This window comes from Lachnoclostridium sp. (genome assembly GCF_031997925.1).
Classification (GTDB): domain Bacteria; phylum Bacillota; class Clostridia; order Lachnospirales; family Lachnospiraceae; genus Lachnoclostridium.
The window spans coordinates 19343-41209 of the sequence record NZ_DAMADT010000034.1; the positions used below are offsets into that span (position 1 = coordinate 19343).

Here is a 21867-nt window from a genome sequence, read left to right on the forward strand (position 1 = left end):
GTGAAAAGTCACAAAAGAGTGGTTTGATTAAAAGACTTTCTTGACATATTTCACAAAGTTTGCTATAATTCATTTGGTCGGTATCGAGAAGGTATTGTCCGGAGGATGAAGCATTGGGGAATGTTTAGAGGGCGAAGCTATTAAAAAAATGAGATTGATGAATCGGTGTATTACAGTACAGCACTTATATTCTTGTATGGGGACAAGAACAGCTGTAAGGAGGAATACAAGTTTCATCAATCTTATTTTGTAATACCCTTGACAAATTTAAAGTAGAAATGTATACTTGAGGCAAATTCATATAAAAAATGCTGAGAAAAGAAGAGTATATATGGAATACTGAACAGAGAACCTTGCCGGAAGAAATTCTAGTGTGCTGAGAGCAGGGAACAGTGGAACATATAGAAGATGGTCTTGGAGCTGCGTAGCTGAGGTTTTAAGCTTAGGTTACGACGTATTCACACGTTATAGTGGGAGACTGTGTTAGCAGTCGGTAAGATACTAGCTGAAAAGTTAGTATGAATTAAAGTGGCACCACGGGAGATACTCTCGTCTTTAAATAGACGGGGGCTTTTTTTATTTATAGGAAATTACTCTGCAATTACCTATAATAAAAATATATTTGTGGGATGCTATAAAAAGACAGGAATTCCATATTATTAATTTTAACGATTGAGAACGCAGTATTTTATGACAAATGAACTGGATTGCCAATTCATTTTGTTTACAATTTTTAAACTAATTTGTTTACACATTTTAAAAACAATAAATGTAAGGAGGAGATGTTATGAGCAAAAAGCCATATTACATCACAACTGCTATTGCATATACATCAGGCAAGCCACACATTGGAAATACGTATGAAATCGTACTTGCGGATAGTATTGCTAGATTTAAGAGATTGGAAGGATATGATGTATTCTTCCAGACAGGGACCGATGAACATGGTCAGAAAATTGAGGAAAAGGCCGCGGAAGTGGGAGTTTCTCCAAAAGAATTCGTAGATAAGGTAGCAGGTGGAATTAAAGATATTTGGGATTTGATGAATTCCTCTTATGATAAATTCATTCGTACCACCGACGAAGATCATGAAAAACAGGTTCAGATGATTTTTAAGAAGTTATATGATCAGGGCGATATCTACAAAGGTAACTACGAAGGAATGTACTGTACTCCTTGTGAGTCCTTCTTTACCGCTTCCCAGCTTGTAAATGGAAAATGTCCTGACTGCGGAAGAGAGTGTCAGCCAGCAAAAGAAGAAGCATATTTTCTAAAGCTTAGCAACTACACACAGAGATTAATTGATCATATCAACACACATCCAGAGTTTATTCAGCCAGAATCCAGAAAGAATGAGATGATGAACAACTTCTTGTTACCTGGATTACAGGATTTATGTGTATCCAGAACTTCCTTCAAATGGGGTATTCCTGTAGACTTTGATCCGAAACATGTTATTTATGTATGGATTGATGCGTTAAGCAACTATATCACTGGTATTGGTTATGACTGCGATGGAAATTCCACTGAGCAGTTTAATAAATTCTGGCCAGCAGATTTACACTTAATTGGTAAGGACATCTTACGTTTCCATACAATTTATTGGCCAATCATGCTAATGGCACTTGATTTACCATTACCAAAGCAGGTATTTGGTCATCCTTGGTTATTACAGACGGATCCAAATGCAAAAGACGGTTCTGGAGTAAAGATGAGTAAATCCAGAGGTAACGTATTATATGCGGATGATTTAGTAGAATTCTTTGGTGTAGATGCAGTTCGTTACTTCGTGCTTCATGAGATGCCATTTGATAATGATGGTGTGATTAACTGGGAACTTATGGTAGAGCGTATGAATTCCGATCTAGCGAATACCTTAGGAAACTTAGTAAATCGTACGATTTCAATGTCAAATAAGTACTTTGAAGGTGTTGTGAATAAGACGGATGTAACAGAGCCAGTAGATACAGACCTAATTGATGTTGTAACAAAGACGAGAGATAAAGTGGTTGCAAAGATGGCAAACCTTCGTGTTGCAGATGCAATTTCTGAGATCTTTACGTTATTTAAGAGATGTAACAAATATATTGATGAGACAATGCCATGGGCTCTTGCAAAAGAGGAAGAGAAGAAGGCTAGACTTGAGAACGTATTATATAACTTAGTTGAGAGTATCTGTATTGGTGCTAATCTATTAGAGCCATTCTTACCAGAAACTGCAGAGAAGATTTTAGCGCAGTTAAACGCTAGAAAAAGAAATATTGAGGAGCTTGCCACCTTTTCGTTATACGAAAACGGTACGAAGGTAACAGATCAGCCACAGATTTTATTTGCTCGACTTGATTTAAAAGAAGTTTTAGCTAAAGTGGAAGAAAAAACTGCAAGCGAAGTAGAGGAGACAGTTAACGTGGAGGAAGTAAAACAAGAAGAAACTGTAATTGAGATTCCAGCAAAAGAAGAAATTACCTATGATGATTTTGCAAAACTACAATTCCAAGTAGGTGAGATTATTGCTTGCGAAGAAGTGAAGAAATCAAAGAAACTTCTTTGTTCCCAAGTTAAAATTGGAAATCAAGTAAAACAGATTGTATCTGGAATCAAGGCTCATTATACGGCAGAAGAAATGGTTGGTAAGAAGGTTATGGTTTTAGTGAACTTAAAACCAGCAACATTAGCAGGAATCGTATCCGAAGGTATGTTGTTATGCGCAGAGGATGAAAATGGAGTTCTTGCACTAATGACACCAGAAAAACCAATGCCATCTGGAGCTGAAATCTGCTAAGATAGTGATTTTGGCGTTCAGCATATTGCAATAGATTAAGAGAATTTAAAACTATTTTTTAGAGAAATTTAAATCTAATTAAAATAGAAAAGAGGGAACAAATATTATCTCCTAGTGGTGTTCTAAACACTGTAGAAAGATAATCTTTGTTCCCTCTTTTTATTCTATGTTCTGGCCTTGCTAACCGGAAATAGAATAAGGATTATACGGAATATGGGGTAGATTTTTTCACTTGTTTTAGTAGGAATTTATAGCGTTGTTGGATTGCATTTACCTGATAGATGCAGCTATCTATTAAGTCTGGATCAACGACATTCTCAAAATTGGAATAAGCAGATTCTAATTCTTTTTGCGTATTTGCAATTTCTTTTAATAGTTCTTTGTTTATTTCATCTTGTTTTTTCTTAAATAAGTGCATATCAGTCACCACCTTTTAAAATCTTAGAAAGCAAAATAGTATGCTTTCATTTTAATAATTTGTTATATTATAGTCTTACATTGGAAGCAATATACATGCTTATTCTTTTTTTTATTTATTTTCTTGTTTTAGGATTGGCTAAGCAGAATATGATTTTAACTGAAGTTTTATGTCTGGACTTCCTAATCATAAATTTTATTTGCATTTAGAAATGGAGCAAGAATGAAGAAAAAAGTGAGAAAACCTTATGAGAATTTAGTCTATCTTTTCTCGGACAGAATATACTTACATTAAATAGGCCAAGTGGTTTTGAGAAATTTAGGAGAGAGGTAAAAGGAATATGAAGCAATATATTTCCTATCTGTTATTTGCACTTGCTGGAATGCTATTTGCATGGTATCTATATTTAAATCATAAGAGATGGATTGGTACCGTAATCGTTCGTGCAGTTCTATCCATTGTTATAATTTATCTAATTAATACAGTTGCTCTAAATTTTGGTATTGCTACCTTAGTAGGAGTTAATCTTGTAAGTATTGTAGTAACGGCATTCTTAGGGGTTCCGGGGTTACTGTTATTATATGGAGCGTCTCTATTTTTCTAAGAGAGTAGTGTAGTGTTTTTTTATTTAAAGGGCGAGAGGATTCAGACATTCTATTTCTATATGTTTAGCGATGAAAATATGGACAGGCTCTATTAACGAATTGACGATTTATAAAGGGAAATTCGGGAAATTTAATGAGACAGTTACTCAACTTGAAGAGAATACTAAGGCAAATTTTAATGAGTTTGATAAGATTAATGCTAATAAAGAATACTACCAATGTATGTTGCGAGAGTAATAAATTTAGATAATTTAGGAAGGATTTTTTCAAATAAATACTTGAAAATAAATTATCGGCAATCACACCGATACAAGTGGATAACTTTCTAAAATTGTGGATATTGTATAAAATATTTCTCTTCTCTGTGCATACCGATGAAAATATGAAGAAGCTAAGAAAAATAGTTGACGCTTTACAAATTAAGGAATATGATAATCTTATCTAATAAAGCTGTCTATCAAAGTATAATAGAATTCTTACTCCTTATTCCTTTCGGAAGATTCAAGAACACAGGGTAAGACAGACAGTGTCTAAGAAATGAACTTCTTAAAATTCTTAACATCTATCTTGTTTCTAAGGAAACATCCATTGATTTAATTCAGGGGGAGTATATGAAATTAACAGTTGCCATATTAGATCGCCAGGAGGATTATGCGCGTCTTATGATGGAATTTATGAATCAACAGGCGGATTACGGATTCTGTGTGGTTGTATTTACGGAGGAAGAGTTATATCGAACATATGAGAAGGAACATAAGATAGATATCCTTTTGTATGCAGAAGAATTCCGAGGTAGTATGATAACGAATCTTTCTAAAGTTAGTTATTGTTTATGCGAAGAGGTCTCTTCAGATAAAGAATCTATTTTTAAATATCAATCTGCAAGCAATATCATGAATCTGTTACTTGAGCGATATTTAGATCTTGGCTACTCATGGAAACCAGCTACAAAAAATACTGGAAAGCAAAAGGTAATAGGAGTATTTTCTCCATGTTATGAAATTAGGCAATCAGGCATTGCTATAAGTCTTGCTAAACTTTTATCTACGAAGGAGAAGTGTATCTATATTTGTTTACATCCTATTTTCCCTTCTGAGCTCCTTGGAAATGGAGATCATAGCAGCTTAAGTGACGTTATTTACTTACTAAAGCAGGATGGAGTAAATAAGAGTGTGAAGATAAAACAATGTCTGGAGCAAGTGGGAGAGTTAGATTGTATCTTAGGAACTTACTATTTTGCTGAACTATATGAATTAACCTTTGAGGAGATTATAAATCTATTCACTGAACTAAAAGAGAATCTGCTATATGAAACTATAGTGATAGATTTTTCTCTTTGTTCCTCCTTAGCACTTGATTTATTAAAATCGTGTGACGTATTGTTACAACCAAAACTGATTGGAGAGTTTCAACAGAGTTCCAGTATTGCTTTTGAGGAACAGTTAAGAAGAACCGGACAGGATCAATTAAGAGAGAAGTTAGTACAGATATCAATTCCCTATGAAGAGCAAAAACAAAAGAATATACGCTTAGATAAACAAAAAGAAGCGGAATATCAACAAATTCTAAAAGAACTTCAATTCTAAGAATTCCATTCTGAAGAATTCTTTAATTCTAAAAAATGCTTCGTATAATTACCTCTTAAAATATATTTGGATTCTCGTTTTAATTCTGAAAGCTAGGAAAATATTATCTAGACACATATGAAAATAAAAACTCAAATGGGGGAGATGATTGTCTATGGAACAGAGGAAGCAGGAATTGCAGGAACAAATTCTTGCGGGAATTGATATGACAAGAGAATTCACAGAAGAAGAACTATTTGACCGTATTGATGAAGTTATTAAGGTTTGTGGAAAAGAAGAATACATAAGTATTACCGAAAAACAACGGTTACGCAGAGAAATCTTTAATTCCATTCGTAGGCTTGATGTATTACAGGAACTTGTTGAAGATACCTCCATAACGGAAATTATGATTAATGGTGCAAAAGAAATATTCGTAGAGCGAGATGGCAAACTGATGAGAGGGGATAAGGAGTTTGAATCAGACCGTAAGCTAGAGGATGTAATTCAAACGATTGTTGCAGGGGCGAATCGAATTATTAATGAATCTAGTCCAATTGTGGATGCCAGATTAAAGGATGGCTCTCGTGTTAATATAGTACTTCCACCCATAGCAATTGGAGGACCAACCGTTACGATTCGTAAGTTTCCAAAGGAAACAATGACGATGGAAAAGCTGGTGGCAATTGGTTCTTTAACCGAAGAAGCTGCTGAATTTTTAAAGAAGTTGGTAATCGCCGGGTATAATATCTTTGTTAGTGGAGGTACCGGTTCAGGAAAAACAACTTTCTTAAATGCATTGTCGAATTACGTTCCTTCGGAAGAAAGAATTATTACGATTGAAGATTCTGCGGAGCTGCAAATACGTAATATTCCAAATTTAGTTCGCTTGGAGGTAAGAAATGCAAATGTGGAGGGTAAGAATGAAATCTCGATTCGTGACTTAATAAAAAGTAGCCTTCGTATGAGGCCCGACCGTATTATTGTTGGTGAGGTTCGAGATGCCTCTAGCATTGATATGTTACAGGCTCTAAATACAGGACATAACGGAATGAGTACGGGACATTCCAATTCGCCAACGGATATGTTATCCCGATTGGAGACCATGGTTTTACTTGGGGCAGAAATACCGCTGTTGGCTGTTAGAAAACAAATTGCTTCTGCGATAGATATTGTGATTCACCTTGGAAGACTTCGAGATAAGTCGAGAAGAGTATTAGAAATCGTTGAAGTCTTAGAATGTGTGGATGGGGAAATTGAAGTGAATCCACTTTTCTTATTTTCAGAAGAAGGGGAAACAAAGGAGGGAAAAGTATTAGGGGAACTAAAAAAAACAGACAATTCACTGCTCCATGTACAAAAGCTGTTACGTGCAGGATTATCCTTATAAAGGAGGTAGTCGATTAGTCTATGATTGAAGATTATGATGTTTATCATATGAATAAAAAAGAATTTCTTGTATGCCTGTTCAAAGGCTTTCTATTGTGTCTTATGGTAAGTTTCTTATTTTATCAAAATATCTTTTTATGTTTCATTCTATCACCTTACCTATATTTTTTTTATAAAAAGGAACAAAGAAAAATGACAGAGGATCGCAAAAAGAAACTAAGCTTAGAGTTTTTGGATGGGATTCATAGTTTGTCGGTAGCTTTGGAGGCAGGATATTCGGTTGAGAATGCTTTTAAAGCAGCAATCAAAGATTTGGGGTTAATGTATTCAAATGAAGCACTCATTATGAAAGAATTTCAATGTATTGTTTCTCAGATTAATCATAATATCCCTATTGAAGTTGCCATTGCTGAATTTGCAAATCGAAGTAAGCTAGAAGATGTGGAGTGCTTCTCAGAAGTATTTAAAACTGCCAAACGGACGGGCGGTGACTTAGTTGCTATTATTAAGATGACAAGTAAAACAATTGGTGAAAAAGTAGAGGTTATGAGAGAAATTGAGACACTAATCACAGCAAAAAAGATGGAGGCTAATATCATGAAGTTAGTTCCATTTGGTATCTTAGGATATATGTTACTTGGCAGTCCTCAGTTTTTAAAACCTCTTTATCATAATTTACTTGGAAGTTTATTTATGACAGTTCTATTAGGAATTTATTTAGTTCTAACTAAGTTGGTAGATAAAATTATTGCCATTCGAGTGTAAATAGATTGGAGAGACTATGACTTATGCAATTCTATTTGTTCTTATTCTCATTCTTGTTCTTATTCTCATTCTTGTTCTTTTTTTCCTTTCAAAATCCTATGACAAAGAATTTATTGATGGTCTTGATAGCAAAGAACATCCGCTAAAGAAGCTCTATTCCTTGATTGGATTTTGTTGGTTCCAAGTAATTCACAGACCTCAAAAATCAAACACGAAGGAGACAGCACTCTTGTATCAAAAAGGAGCGCTAATGACTTTTGTATTTCTATTATTTTTAATCATTCTTCTTGTCAATGATCAAAAAAAGCCGAAAGAAATCTTTCAAGATGGTTATAAAATAGAACGACCAGAGGTAGGAGAAGGATCAAAAACCTATCATCTTGGATACCAACTAGGTACAGAAGAGGAAGAGCTTACCTTTGAAATAACAGAAAAACAGGTGAAAAAAGAGGATAGAAGTAAGATGTTTCAAGCAGCAGAAGCTGCCTTAAAAAAGATAATCCTAAATAAGAATATAGATTTTCATCAAGTAACCTCTGACTTAAAGTTTCCAAAGAAATTTGGTTCCCCACCTCTTAACGTTTCTTATAAAACTGAACAACCGGATTACTTGTGGGAGGATGGAAGTATTCGAGGGGAAGGAGCACCTAGGGAAGGTATACCAACCAGAATTAATGTAACGTTACGATACTCTGAGGATACGTATGAATTTCAAATTAACATTACAATATTACCTCCGATAGAGCTTGAATTATCCAAAAAGGATGTCATGGAGTTGGAAGTGAAAAGACGAGAGGAGGAAAACAGGGAAGAAGATAAGGTTACACTTCCAAGAGAGGTAATGGGTGATCAAGTTTTATGGAAATCTATTAAAAATAATTCTACCCTTCCTTTATTACTTATAGGAATCTTGGCTATGGTGTGCATTCCATTTTTTATAGAGCAGAAAAAAAGAGAAGGAGAGCAGCAAAAACAAGAACAGCTTCTACTTGATTATCCTGAGATTATGATGAAATATACCCTATTACTTAGCGCAGGTATGACAACCTATGGTGCGTGGGAACGAATTGTAAAAGATTATAACACACGTATGGAGAGAGAATCCGGAGGAGCCGGGAGAAATAAAAAGAAATTAAGTAAAAGCAAGAGTAAGAAATCCAAACGATATGCCTATGAAGAGATGATAATCACAAAAAATGAAATTGACCTTGGAGTCTCAGAGGCAGTCGCTTATGAACGTTTCGGAAGGAGATGCAAACTTCTTTCCTATCTTAGGTTTAGTACTATCATAGTTCAGAATATGAAAAAAGGAAACAAAGGGATGATTCCTATGTTAGAAGCGGAGTCAGTACAAGCACTTCTTGACCGGAAGGAGCAGGCAAAACGTCTAGGAGAGAGGGCATCCACGAAGATGTTAATGCCCATGATGGGAATGTTATGTATTGTGATTGCAATACTTATGGTACCCGCAATGATGTCCATGGGGATGTAATTATTATTATAAAGTGCTAACGCACTAGAATAGAGGTTGTATGAGAAAAATGAAAAGTAAAGATAAGAATATATTAAAAAATAACCAAGGGTTTGGAGTAGTGGAAGTTATTCTAATTATCGTTGTTGTGATAGCGCTTATTATTATATTTCAAGAGCAGATAACAAGTATTTTTAATAGAGCGATGGGAGCATTAAAGGCTAGTACAGATAGTTATTTTAATAATATTACACCAGCTCCCTAAGGAGGTATTTCATGAGAAACCAAAAAGCAAGTGGAGTAATAACCATCTATCTGACCCTGACATTATCTATTATGATAACACTCATAGTTACAACCATCGAGATGGCCCGTGTTACTGCTGCAAGAGCATATAGTGAGCGAGTATTACAAACAGCGATGGAATCAACTCTTTGTGATTATTATTTACCTTTATTTGAGCGGTACCACGTGTTTGGATTAGATATTGGATATGGTAGTAATATAGCAGATAGCAATCTATTAGTTGATGAAATTAGAAAAGGAATAGAAGTTAGTTTTCTTCCAACGAAAGATGATCCAATATCGAATCTTCTATTACAAAAGAAAAGCTATCTCATATGCAATCCAATGCTAGAAGAGCTTTCGGTGGAAAATATCCACTATATCACAGACCTTGATGGTGAATTGTTTCGAAAGCAAGCAACTTCTTATATGAAATATCAAGCTGCAACAGAAGGGTTAGAGTATATATTGGATTCAGTACATGCCTTAGAAAAAACGGAAAAGGCAAATCAAAAATTCGAAGAAAAGATGAAGGTAGAGCAGGAATTCATGCTAATTGATAAGGATATCTTAAAGTTGATGGAACTTATCGATGGAATAAAAATAAAAGATAATCAGATCGAGTGTAAAAATGGAAAACCAAAAACGATAGATTCCTTCGCAAAGAAGCTGCTTTCCGAAGAGCCTACGATGGATAACGCGTTGATTAATCACTTCACAATATTTGATTCGTTAAAGGATAACTATATCAATTATCCAAATCAATTAATTAGTTTAAAGGATAGTGCAAAAGATGTAGTGGAGAGCTACCGTACCGCCTATGAGAATGCAGTTAGACAACGTGAGCAGGAGCTTGCAAGTCTGCGTGCCGAAAGAGCAGATATGTTAAAAGAATCGAAAGATAAACCCTGTGATACAACTAAGATTGATGCAAGGATTATGTCACTAGAGCAATCTCCAATTACAATAGATATCTATGTATTAGATAGTCTTATGGCAAGCTGCAACTCTATCAATCAAAAAATGGCTAATTTTCTTAATACATTAAAAGTGGTAAAAGAAAAAGCTAGTCAGGCGCTTTCCTTGGTACAAAAAATTAAGGAAGCTAGATATAAAGCACAAGATAGTAAGAATAATTTTTTAGATGGATTAAACAAGGCGAGAGAAGAAATAGGAGATGTGTTGTACGAAGAATTATCGAATAATTCAGAGGAGATGGAGCGGTATTCAAATCCTGAAGAAAAAGGTATCGGAATAATTAAAGACATTGTAAGTATGGAAGAAACCTTAATACAAGATATAAAAGTGTTAGAAGAGGTAGAAAGATGCGTATTACCTAGTATGGCCTATACAGAAGAGGGGTATGATGCATGGCTATCTAAAGTAAACCTAATGCAGACTTCTTTGGATCATTATAAACTGAATGGGCTTGCTTTTGATTACAGCGGTGTTAATTTCTCTGAAGAAAAGAATAGTATCTTAATAGCTGGTAAGTCCTTGATATCAGATGGTTTACTAAATTTAGTACTAGAAGACGTGAATAGCGTATCAAAAGCGGAATTATCTCAATCAGAATTACCCTCCTTTACAGCAAAGAAACTTCCAGAGAAGAGTTCGCAGGCTGAGAATAATATTAAAAACATTATGAACACGGAGGATAGAGAGGATATTACAACCACAGGGGTCGGAAAGTTAGGAACCGAAGCCTTGGGCAGTTTCGCAAATAGTTTGGTAGAGGAATTATTATTTCAAGCTTATGAAAATGAACATTGTACCTACTACTTATCGGAAGATTATAAGCTAGGACAGGTTCTACAATATGAGCTGGAGTATTTATTATATGGGAATATGAGTGACAAAGAGAATGTTTCCTCATTTATCAATCGTCTAATTTTAATACGGACCATTGGAAATATGATTTCTGTATTAACGGATGCAAATAAGGTGAGAGAAGCAAGTGAATTTGCTGCATTAGTTGTTGGATTTTCTGGACTGCCCTTTTTAATAAGTGTAGTTAAGTATGTGATTTTATTTATCTGGGCATTGGAACAATCTTTAGTAGAAACAGCAGCTATGCTCCTGGATAAAAATGTACCCATATTTTGTATGAAAGACGATTTTGTAGTGGAATTTAAAGATTTGGCAAGCTTTAATAAAGAGACAATTATAAAAAAAGCAAAAAATTATAAGACAAAAGAAGGTTTCTTAAGTGTTGGCTACAAAGAATATCTTCAAATATCACTATTTTTTTCAAATAAAAACAATCAATATTACCGGATGATGGACATAATACAGGAAAATCTTCGTTATGAATATGAAGATTCCTTTCGAATACGTAATTGTGTTGTAAATTATCGTGCGGGGGCTAAGATTAGCATGCCCGAACAGTTTTTTTCACTTCCATTTGCCATAAATCGTGAGGCTTTATCTATTCACGGTTACCTATATTTGGCCCAAAATACAGTCTCATATTAAATTCCTCCTAAGAGGGTGTGGTGAGGTCTTTGTTTTTTACATATTAAAATAAAAAAATCTCTCTCCAAGAACATTTGCCGATGTTTCCTATTGTAAAAAACAAAGACTTGACCACACCCTATGGGACTGTAAAAGAAAGAATCAATTTTAGTGGGAGGAGAGATGGTGTTAAAAAAAAGAGAAAAGGGATTACTAACATTAGAGGCTTCCTTAGCATTACCGATATTTGCATTCGCAGTTTATGCATTAGTTTTTTTCTTTCAGGTCATTGCAGCACAGGATTGCCTTCATTATTATGCAACTAAGGTTGCAAGAAACATATCCTCCTATGGGATAATAACAAATTATGCTATGAATTTTAGTGAAGATGAGGATAGTAGAACAGAGATAAAGGAAAATTTAAACGAGGATGACGAGACAATCTTCTCTGGGTTATTTGATACATCGGATGTCACAAATATACTTACCTCAGCAGCAAGTGGTATTATGCTGGAAGAATCCATAAAACCATATGTGAAGGATCATCATGCTATAAAGAATTGTATTCAAGGTGGATATGCGGGAATAACATTTTTAGGGTCATCTCTATTTGATGAAGAGGCGTGTATCCAAGTTGTAATGCAATATAAGATACAGCTTCCAATTTGGAAAGAAATTTTTCCTGTTTTTCCAGTGGTACAGCGAATAAGAATCCGAATGTTTAATGGACATGCAGTTCCTTCCTCACTGAAAACAGAGGAGGGAGACAACGAAGATGGTGAATATGTTTATATTACGCCAAACGGTTCCGTATATCACACCAATGCAAATTGTTCTCATATTAAAATTAACGTTCAAGCAGTGGATAGCACAAGGATTTCTTTTATTTGCAATTCTAATCATTGTACCTACCGAGCATGCGAATTGTGTTTTGAAAAAAACTCAACACTTCCAAGTACTGTTTATATCACAGAATATGGAGACTGCTACCATAGCAGCCGCACTTGTTCCGGAATAAAACGTACCGTTATGAAAGTGCTGTTAACAGAAGTAGGAGCAAGAGGTGAGTGCAGTAGATGCAAGGCACATAAAAAAGAGTAATTAAAGTATGGAGCTTATGAATTTCTAAGTCCCATGCTTATGAACTACTAAGCTCCAGGCTTATAAACATCTTAATCCCAAGCCTATAAGCTACTAAGTCTCAAGCTTGTGAAATTCTTAATCTAAGCTTGAGCGGTATTGCTCTATTAACCTCAGTGAAAAGGAAATAAAAAAATAAATCAATAGAATGGGGGAAATTTATAAAGTGCTATTCATGATTAGTTTTGGTGAGATTAGCTTAATGAGTGTTTTTAAACTTTGTGGAGTAACCTGGATCGGAGCTCTACTCTTTATCTTAGGAATACAGGATATAAAACGAAAGGAAATCTCTTGTTGGTGGCTTATTAGTTTACTTCCGCTTATTGTTATAGAACTAGCCATACCTTCTGAGATAACTTTTATCGAAAGAATATTTGGGGTACTCCTTGGGCTTTTCTTTGTAATCCTTAGTAAGGTTACAAGAGGGCAAATTGGTATTGGTGATGGTTATGTTCTATGTGCAATTGGAGTGATACTTGGGATTAGTAAATCTGCAATTCTTTTAAGTTATGCGTTCTTGTTAACTTCTGTTGTGTCTATCGTTCTTCTTGTTTTATTTCGGTGGAATCGTAAGAAAACAATTCCGTTTGTTCCATTTCTATTTTTGGGGTACCTTGGCTGTATCTTAATAAAATGAGGGAAGTAGCCCTAATATAGAAGTTATAATCCTGTGTGGTGCTATCAATGTATGGGGAATTACTACAGCTAAAATACATTAAATTCGTAAGGGATAATTAATTTACAATAGACGAAACAGTTAACGGCAAGGAGTAAGGAATGATAAAAAAAGCTTTTTTTACAGTGGAAGCAGCCTTTGTCTTACCACTTGTATTTTATACAATTTTATTTCTTTTAAATTATAGCTTCTATAGTCATGACAGAGCCAAATTACAATCATTAGGAGAGGAAGTAGTTTTAAAGGCTGCTTCCTATATCACCTATCAAGTTGATATGGAATTAGCAGTGCTAAGAGTAGAAGATTATTTATCCAAAGGTATTTTATATCCAATTGGCATAGAAAGAGAGAAGGATGAGGTAAGGGTATTAGGCTATGTAAAAGAAACGTTAACCAATGGTTATTGGGTATGTGAAATAAGAGATTTACAAGTACAAACTACCCTGTCTAAGGTTAGAATAACCGGTAAATTAGAAGCAGTTTTTCCAAGTGCAAAACTGTTTGGAATTTTAAAGAAGGATGGATTTACAGTGCCATTTTGCTTTGAGGAAACTATATTTTCGAGGGAAGAAAAAACAAGATTATTGGAAGTGTCAATAAATCTTGGGAAAAAAATAAAGGGAGTGGATAAGGCTGTACAGAAATTAAAGGAACTTGTAGCAAAAATGAAATAAAAATTTGAGTAGATGATTTTTACAAAAAAATAAGTATCAGAGAAATTAATGTTAAAGTAAAGACAGAGATGATTAATGTAAATAGTAATGCAGGGATGAATTAAGTTGGAAAATAAATGAGTGATAAATTAATTATGCTATTTAGGGGTTAGCATAGCTTAGGTTAAATATGGTCAATAGAGGAGTGAATAAACGTGGGGAAAGAGGATATCCGTTCAGAATGGAAACGGGATTTGTATCATAACTATTTGATTTTTAATGGAAGAGAAGAAGTGAGAGTGTCTTTTCAGGAGAAGATGCTGGAACATAATAAAATTGAAGGAATACTACCTTTTCAGATACATTCCATCGATAATCATAAACAATTTCATTATGAAGTTACAGGATACCAAGTGATTTCTAGTATATCTGAAAAGGTTCCTCTAAGGCTAAGTCAGGTAACAATGCTTCTTAAATCTCTGTTAGCAGTTTTAAAGGAAGCAAAATCGTATCTTTTAGATACCGGGGATTTTGTGCTGTTACCAGAATATACGTTTATCCATTTGCCAGATTATAAATTAGGATTATGTTATTATCCGGGGTATGAAGTTCCGCTTAAGGAACAGCTGGTTACTTTTTTAGAATTTTTAATGGGATGTGTAGATTATCAGGATAAAGAAGCAGTCCTTTTTGTTTATTCACTTTATATGAAGAGCAAAGAAGATAACATTACGATACAAGAACTTAAGTCTTTTCTGGAGGATCAGGAAGAAAAGGATAGGTTAAATATTCAATTAGGGGAAAACGGGTTAGAATTTCAAGGTGAACTGGACAAAGTGAAAGAACCACAAAGGTATAGAGAGTCTTATCAGGATAAAGATTCCATAAAGCAGCCTCCTAATTTAAATAAATATAATGAGGAAAAGAAGAATCAGAGGTTTAAGGAATCTTCAGAGAATTCATTGCAAAGAAATCCGTTACAAAGTAAAGTGACTACTTTACTAACAGATGCAAAAGAAAGAATACTTGGAAAAGAAAGTGATACAGGAACAAGAAAGAAAAATGATAATCCAAAGAAAGAGATACAAAATAACAGTAGAGGAAAAGAAACTCAGAATGGCAATAGAAAAAAGGAACATCCATATCCCTTTGTAAAAGAGAAACTGGAGCAAGAAGAGGAAATCCAATACTATCCTATCCTTTGCTATGTTTTGTTTGCAGTATTACTCGTTATATGCATCGGAATCTTCCTATACACCTATCAAAAGGGATTTTTATTTCAATCATTAAACAAAAAGATAGATGGGTTAAAATTAATCTCTTTACTTGGCGTTATGGGAATAGTATTGGGGTATGGATATCTAAAAATATTTTCGAAAGAAAGAAAACAAAGTCGCATTGTAACAAGAGCTACCTATCAAGTGCCAGATAAGGAGGATCTATTTCCGAACTCCGTATTCTCAGAAAGTAATAGCTTAATAGAAAATAGTTGTAGATTACCTAAGCAAGAGAATAATCTGAATTTCGATATTCCTACTTATCTTACATGGCAAAGCAATGAACCTCCTATGAATCATAGAGAGGATTTCCCTTCTAGTTTCGATTCGGGGGAATCTTACGATGAGGAGGAGTGTACAGTACTACTTACTCGCCCTGATAAAGAATACGATTCTCTTATTCCACTAGAGTCAACGAAATTTGATACGATAGAAATTAAGGATTATCCGTTTTTTATAGGGACTGCAAAAAATAACCTAGGTTATAGTTTAATTAACACCGCAGTTAGTAGATATCATGCAAAACTTGAAAAGGATGAGAGTAGATTCATATTAACAGATCTTGATTCCACGAACGGGACTTTTGTAAATGGAAGAAAATTAATGCCAAACGAGAATTTAGAAATAAAGCAAGGAGATGCGGTTTCCTTTGCAAACATAGGTTATATTTTTCATTGTTTAAACCAGTAAAATGAGTAAAATGCCAAGGTTAACCTATATATTTTGTATAAGTTTACTTGCCCAAATAAATCAATTGTTATATAATGTTGATAATTAGGTAATTACTTATAGAGACAAGGAGGTGTTGTAGCGGTCCTTTGAAAGAGGAATCAAAAGGCCGTACAACACCCTTTTGGATTTTTGAGAGATGAATTACCAGACAACAGGTAACGGTTAAAGAAAACAAATTTTTTAATTGGGCAATGCATAGGGATTATGCAGATACAATCTGTCCAAGCACATAGCATGTGCAAGAATGGAGGTATTTATGGAAAAGTACATTATGGCACTTGATCAGGGGACAACAAGTTCGAGATGTATTCTTTTTAACCAACGAGGGGAAGTCTGTAGTGTAGCGCAGAAGGAGTTCACACAAGTGTACCCAAGAACAGGCTGGGTGGAACATAAACCTATGGATATTTGGTCTTCTCAGATAAGTGTGGCAGCAGAAGCGATGGCAGCAATTGGTGTGAAAGCAGAAAATATCGATTCGATTGGAATTACAAACCAAAGAGAGACTACTATTGTATGGGATAAGAATACGGGAGAACCTGTATATAATGCTATTGTGTGGCAATGCCATCGTACTGCAGATATGATTGAGCAATTAAAAAAAGATGGGTTTGATTCCGTAATAAGAAAAAAAACAGGACTTATTCCGGATGCCTATTTTTCTGCAACTAAGATAAAATGGATTCTCGATCATGTAGATGGTGTGAGGGAAAGAGCAGAAGCAGGAGACCTTCTTTTTGGAACAGTTGATACCTGGATTATATGGAACTTGACAAAGGGTAGAGTACACGTAACCGATTATACCAATGCTTCACGTACGATGCTTTTTGATATTCATAACCTTTGCTGGGATGAAGAAATCTTAACTTATTTTAAAATACCAAAGAGTATACTTCCTAAGGTACAGGCATCTAGTAGTGTCTTTGGGCATACGGAAGAAGGTCTTCTTGGCGGTGAAATTCTTATTTCCGGTGCTGCTGGTGATCAACAAGCGGCATTATTCGGTCAGTGCTGTTTTGAACCAGGTGAAGTTAAGAATACGTATGGTACCGGATGTTTTCTTTTGATGAATACTGGAGATACTGCAATTGAATCACAAAATGGGCTACTGACAACAATAGCTGCAGGAGATGAGGGGCATATCGAGTATGCATTAGAAGGAAGCGTTTTTGTTGCTGGTGCAGCCATTCAATGGTTAAGAGATGAGCAGAGAATGATTAAGAAGGCTAGCCAGTCTGAAGAGTATGCAAAAGAAGTAGAGGATACCAATGGTGTTTATGTAGTACCAGCATTTACAGGTCTTGGAGCCCCTTACTGGAATCCATATGCCAGAGGGACAATCGTTGGTATTACCAGAGGATTTAGTAAGGAGCATATGATTCGAGCAACCTTAGAGTCACTTGCATATCAAACGGTGGATGTTCTCCATGCAATGGAACAGGACTCTAATATTTCCTTAAAGAGTCTTAAGGTAGATGGCGGCGCTAGTGCAAATAACTTCTTAATGCAGTTTCAAGCAGACATCTTAAAAACATTAGTATATCGTCCACAATGTATTGAGACAACTGCGCTAGGCGCTGCTTATCTTGCAGGACTTGCAACTGGGTATTTTAAAGACCGAAATGAAATTAAAGACAACTGGACACTTGGAGGTACTTTCTCCCCGCAGATGAATGAACAAAAACGAAAGGAACTTTTAAAGGGCTGGAAACGTGCTGTTCGATGTGCGCTTGCATGGGCGGAGGATATCGAGTAAAGGAGTTAAAGCTTGGAATTATACAATAAAATATTAGAATATTTTTTATCCAATGGATGTCAGCGTTTGCAGGTAAATGCATCTGGTATGGATGTTTTGTATCAAACAAAGCTAGAACAATGTACCGTATATTGGTTGATTGAAATTTATAATGGAACAGAAATCTTAAACGACCAATATCAAAATATTAAACGCCAAATCGAAACTGCTTTTTTAAGCAGAGGTTATCAAAAGGTTTTGGTGCACGCAATTCTTTGTACAAAGAATACAGATGCAGTGATGAAGATTTGTAGGATGAGTGAAAGTGCTTGTATTGTTGATATGCTTCAGTTTCGTCTGATGCTTTTTGAGGGTCAGGCTAGGGATGAGAATGGAATTTTTCGTGGGTTAGAACAACTAATCTCAGAATATGGGAGATCTTATTTTACTTCCCATGGAGAGCAGAATTCTACGTATCGCAATGGAAATTATCAAGATGGGTTCGGAACTGATTACCAACATCATCAAGGAAGTCAAGGAGCATATCAGCAAGGAAATAGTAACTATCAAACAGATACATCATATCGAGGAAATAACGGTAATTTTCAATCAGGTACATCATATCAAAGAAATAACGGAATCTTCTCGAGAATTGGTATTGCTACAATAATTATAATTGCAATTAATGCAGCGGTATTTTTCTATACAGACCTGTCCGGTAATTATGATAAGATTGTTTCAAAAGGTTGTATCTTCTGGCCACTTATAAAATACCATAACGAATACTATCGGCTATTCACCTATCAATTTTTACATGCGAATATAAGTCATCTGGCAAATAACATGCTTATATTGGCAATTATGGGCTCCACTTTGGAGCGACATGTCGGTAAATTTAAGTATTTACTGATTTACTTTCTGTCTGGAATTGTTGCAGGGATTGCCTCTATGAGTTATAATATGCAGAAAGGCTTACTTAGCAATAGTATTGGCGCGTCAGGAGCAATATTTGGCGTTATAGGAGCAATCGCATTGATTGTAGTAGTAAACAAAGGAAGACTAGAGACGATTGGTACTAGGCAGATTATCATATTTATAGCACTTAGTTTGTATGGAGGATTTACAAGTCAGGGTGTTGATAATGCTGCTCATGTGGGAGGTTTGCTTGCGGGCTTCTTTATTGCTATGCTTGTGTACCGAAAGAAGAGGGGGCGCATACGTGAAGATTAATATCTATTATGGAGGAAGAGGCTTAATCGAAGATCCAACCATCTGCGTGATGAATAAGATGACAGAGGTTTTAGAGGAACTTCGTGTAGAAGTTACAAGATATAATCTATATGAACAAAAAAATAGTATCAGCATGCTTCCGGGTACATTAAAAGAGGCAGATGGTATTATACTTGCAGTAAATGTTGAGTGGATGGGTATTGGTGGGTTTATGCAGCAGTTTTTAGATGCGTGCTGGCTATACGGTGATAAGCAGAAGATGCAAAAGCTTAGCATGTTCCCAATTGTTACTGCAAATACTTACGGAGAACGAGAGGCTGAACTTCATTTAAAGAGATCTTGGGAGGTTCTAGGAGGGACATCACTCGATGGTATTATAGCTTACGTAGAGAATCCAATCGATTTTGAAGTAAATTCTTCCTATGCAGGTATCTTCGAACGAAAAGCGGAGTCATTGTACCGTTTTATTAATCAAAAATTAGGTACATTTCCAAGTAGTAGCCATGCAGTTATGAAAAATACGTTGACAACAACCCCAATTGAATTAACGCCTCAAGAGAGTGAACAGTTATCAATGTATGTTTCGGATGATACTTATGTTAAGAAACAAAAAGAGGATATCGAAGAGTTGGCACAGATGTTTCGTGGCATGCTAGAAAACAGTGGTTCAGATAAGAATCAAGAGTTTATTAAAAATTTTAAAGATAATTTTAAACCACAGGAAGATAATTTCCAAGCTACGTTTTCCATTACAATGACAGATGCCGATAAGACACTGTTACTTGAAGTAGCGGGAAAACAATTAAAATGTAGCTATGAAAACAATATAGAGGCAGATGTTGCAGCTAAGACAACGAAAGAAATGGTGAATCGACTGGTGAATGGAAGAACAACCTTCCAAGGAGCATTTATGTCAGGTGAATTAACTGCCAAGGGAGATTTTAAGATTCTAAGAAGATTTGATCAGATATTTAACTTTTCGGTGTTATCGTAAATAACAAACTAGAAAGACAAAAGCCAGCGCAGAAATGAGGTAAATTATGTTTCGTTTATGGGCTAAGATGATAAAAGACAATCATTTACTTCGGGATATGGTGGTGGAAGACGATTCTACGAATCGTAGTAGAACAAAAAAGATTTTCCATGTTCTGGATGAAGTTTGTCATGAATTTGATTTATCAAAGCCAATGTGGCTTGAAGTCACGATTAAGGACTTTAAAAAGCATGATAAAACTAGGTTTTATCAAGATAATTTCATTGAGCAGATCGATTTTGATTACTTAGAGATTCATGTAATTGAAGAAGATTAGCGTATGAGCAAATAGCGTAAGCGGATTGCGAATGTCCGCTTGTCGAAAGGAATTGCATTAAGATACTTTGCGGGGAGTGTTCTTAGGCAAGACAGACAAGGGAGAAGTATTTTAGGGTAACAATGTAATATATGGGAAAGGAAATGTAGATGATTAAAATTTATCAAAAACCTTTTAAGATGTTCGTTGTGGGGACCATGATACTTTCTTTGACTGCATGTAATGAGACGCAGGATGGTACGAAAGTAGAAGTGAAATCGAACTATGTAGTAAAAGAGGTTCTTACGTCTGGAAAGACGAAAGAGGATGAGAGTTTACAAGAGAGTAATCTAACAGGGAATGATGAAACAAAGAGTACAGACAATTCTTTGAATGAATCCGAGATGGATATTGAATTGTTCGAAAGTTCGTTAGATGATTTAGGCAGTGTATTAAAACCAAACAGCAGTGAGGTAGTCGATATGGATACCGCGAAAGCGATTAACAGTATGCCGGCGAAATCAATCGTTAAGGTATACACAGCAAATGCTGCTACATTAGCAGAATGCTTCTATGCCGAGGATATCAGTCCATCATTGTTTGAACGCATGGAGAATAAGTCCTTTAGTGAAGGATGTACAATTTCGATAGACACCCTAAGCTATGTAAGGGTACTGCACTTTGGATTTGATGGTGAAATACACATTGGGGAATTAGTAGTAAATAAGTTAATAAAAGATGATGTTATAGAGATATTTAAAGAACTATTTGATGCAAGATATCCGATTGAGCAAATGGTTTTAATTGATGAGTTTGATGCAGATGATAATAAAAGTATGGCTGCAAATAATACTTCTAGCTTTAATTATCGTATGGTGGAAGGAACAACAAATCTTTCTAAGCATTCCTATGGTTTAGCCATCGATATTAATCCAAAATACAATCCCTATGTTCGTACGATTAATGGGGAAACCGTAATAGTACCTGACAATGGAGTGGATTATGCGGATAGAACATTAGAGAACGAATATTATATAATGAAAGATGACGTTTGCCAGAAGGCATTTGCAAAAAGAGGGTTTACTTGGGGTGGGGATTGGCAGACCTCTAAGGATTATCAGCATTTTCAGAAGGTATTTCAATAGCAGTGCGCAAGCAATGATCCGTTGCGCAAGTAATGATTCATTGCTAAGATACTTTCTCTCATGTTATAATGAGCATTACGTATGTAATGTTCATTACGTATGTAATGTACATTGTGAATGCGATGTAAAGTGCGGACGCAATGAAACAGTACGTATGCAATGTACAGTGCGGATAATGGAGCAATAGGAAGGATACGGTGTCGCTATGTCCTACATGGCATTATATAGAAAGTTTCGCCCGGATACATTCGAGGAT

The 21867-nt window shown here is 35.3% G+C and carries 18 protein-coding genes and 1 other annotated feature; of the genes, 17 read left to right on the forward strand and 1 reads right to left on the reverse strand.

The features are described 5' to 3' along the window. Nucleotides 1-304 precede the first annotated feature (304 nt). Nucleotides 305-560 (forward strand) — a binding site (T-box leader). A 227-nt stretch (nt 561-787) separates the two neighbouring features. Beyond that, nucleotides 788-2782, forward strand: coding sequence for a methionine--tRNA ligase (gene metG / locus RTP52_RS17110; protein ID WP_312372659.1), 1995 nt, complete (start codon nt 788-790; stop codon nt 2780-2782). A 202-nt stretch (nt 2783-2984) separates the two neighbouring features. Here the strand turns inward: metG and RTP52_RS17115 are convergent, their stop codons facing one another. After that, nucleotides 2985-3200: a YaaL family protein gene (locus RTP52_RS17115; RefSeq protein WP_312101144.1), complete on the reverse strand. Its 216-nt coding sequence runs from the start codon at nt 3198-3200 to the stop codon at nt 2985-2987. Between the two features lie 340 nt (nt 3201-3540). On the opposite strand from RTP52_RS17115, the gene RTP52_RS17120 reads away from it, so the two are divergent. The 16 genes from RTP52_RS17120 to RTP52_RS17195 all read left to right on the forward strand — a co-directional run bounded on the left by RTP52_RS17120 (nt 3541) and on the right by RTP52_RS17195 (nt 21611). Next, entirely contained in the window at nt 3541-3804 is a 264-nt protein-coding gene (locus RTP52_RS17120) for a pro-sigmaK processing inhibitor BofA family protein (protein ID WP_312101143.1), read from the forward strand. 612 nt (nt 3805-4416) lie between these two features. Then, nucleotides 4417-5391: a hypothetical protein gene (locus tag RTP52_RS17125; protein ID WP_312101141.1), complete on the forward strand. Its 975-nt coding sequence runs from the start codon at nt 4417-4419 to the stop codon at nt 5389-5391. Between the two features lie 154 nt (nt 5392-5545). Then, on the forward strand, nt 5546-6760 hold the full coding sequence (locus RTP52_RS17130) for a CpaF family protein (protein ID WP_312372661.1): 1215 nt from the start codon (nt 5546-5548) through the stop codon (nt 6758-6760). Between the two features lie 191 nt (nt 6761-6951). Further along, nucleotides 6952-7524, forward strand: coding sequence for a type II secretion system F family protein (locus RTP52_RS17135; RefSeq protein WP_312101136.1), 573 nt, complete (start codon nt 6952-6954; stop codon nt 7522-7524). A 16-nt stretch (nt 7525-7540) separates the two neighbouring features. Continuing rightward, nucleotides 7541-9016 carry a hypothetical protein gene (locus tag RTP52_RS17140; protein ID WP_312372662.1) on the forward strand — a complete coding sequence of 492 codons (1476 nt, stop codon included), beginning with the start codon at nt 7541-7543 and terminating at the stop codon, nt 9014-9016. A gap of 40 nt (nt 9017-9056) precedes the next feature. Continuing rightward, nucleotides 9057-9260, forward strand: coding sequence for a Flp1 family type IVb pilin (locus RTP52_RS17145; protein WP_312101133.1), 204 nt, complete (start codon nt 9057-9059; stop codon nt 9258-9260). Nucleotides 9261-9271: 11 nt separating this feature from the next. After that, the gene (locus tag RTP52_RS17150) at nt 9272-11755 is read left to right on the forward strand and encodes a DUF5702 domain-containing protein (RefSeq protein WP_312372663.1); all 2484 of its coding nucleotides are present in this window, start codon (nt 9272-9274) and stop codon (nt 11753-11755) included. Nucleotides 11756-11917: 162 nt separating this feature from the next. Beyond that, nucleotides 11918-12835: a hypothetical protein gene (locus RTP52_RS17155; protein WP_312101129.1), complete on the forward strand. Its 918-nt coding sequence runs from the start codon at nt 11918-11920 to the stop codon at nt 12833-12835. A gap of 241 nt (nt 12836-13076) precedes the next feature. After that, on the forward strand, nt 13077-13511 hold the full coding sequence (locus tag RTP52_RS17160; RefSeq protein ID WP_312372664.1) for a prepilin peptidase: 435 nt from the start codon (nt 13077-13079) through the stop codon (nt 13509-13511). A 140-nt stretch (nt 13512-13651) separates the two neighbouring features. Continuing rightward, complete coding sequence (locus RTP52_RS17165) at nt 13652-14224, forward strand: TadE/TadG family type IV pilus assembly protein (protein ID WP_312372665.1); 573 nt, start codon at nt 13652-13654, stop codon at nt 14222-14224. 194 nt (nt 14225-14418) lie between these two features. After that, nucleotides 14419-16170: a DUF6382 domain-containing protein gene (locus RTP52_RS17170; RefSeq protein ID WP_312372666.1), complete on the forward strand. Its 1752-nt coding sequence runs from the start codon at nt 14419-14421 to the stop codon at nt 16168-16170. 298 nt (nt 16171-16468) lie between these two features. Next, nucleotides 16469-17968, forward strand: coding sequence for a glycerol kinase GlpK (gene glpK, locus RTP52_RS17175; protein WP_312372667.1), 1500 nt, complete (start codon nt 16469-16471; stop codon nt 17966-17968). A 12-nt stretch (nt 17969-17980) separates the two neighbouring features. Further along, nucleotides 17981-19177, forward strand: coding sequence for a rhomboid family intramembrane serine protease (locus RTP52_RS17180; RefSeq protein ID WP_312372668.1), 1197 nt, complete (start codon nt 17981-17983; stop codon nt 19175-19177). Then, nucleotides 19167-20171, forward strand: a complete 1005-nt coding sequence (locus tag RTP52_RS17185; RefSeq protein ID WP_312372669.1) for an SCP2 sterol-binding domain-containing protein — start codon at nt 19167-19169, stop codon at nt 20169-20171. Before RTP52_RS17180 ends, RTP52_RS17185 begins: the two co-directional genes overlap by 11 nt. Nucleotides 20172-20217: 46 nt before the next feature. Further along, nucleotides 20218-20487 (forward strand): hypothetical protein, encoded by a 270-nt coding sequence (locus RTP52_RS17190; RefSeq protein WP_312372670.1) that lies wholly within the window; start codon nt 20218-20220, stop codon nt 20485-20487. Between the two features lie 149 nt (nt 20488-20636). Further along, entirely contained in the window at nt 20637-21611 is a 975-nt protein-coding gene (locus tag RTP52_RS17195; RefSeq protein ID WP_312372671.1) for a M15 family metallopeptidase, read from the forward strand. The last annotated feature ends 256 nt before the right edge of the window (nt 21612-21867 follow it).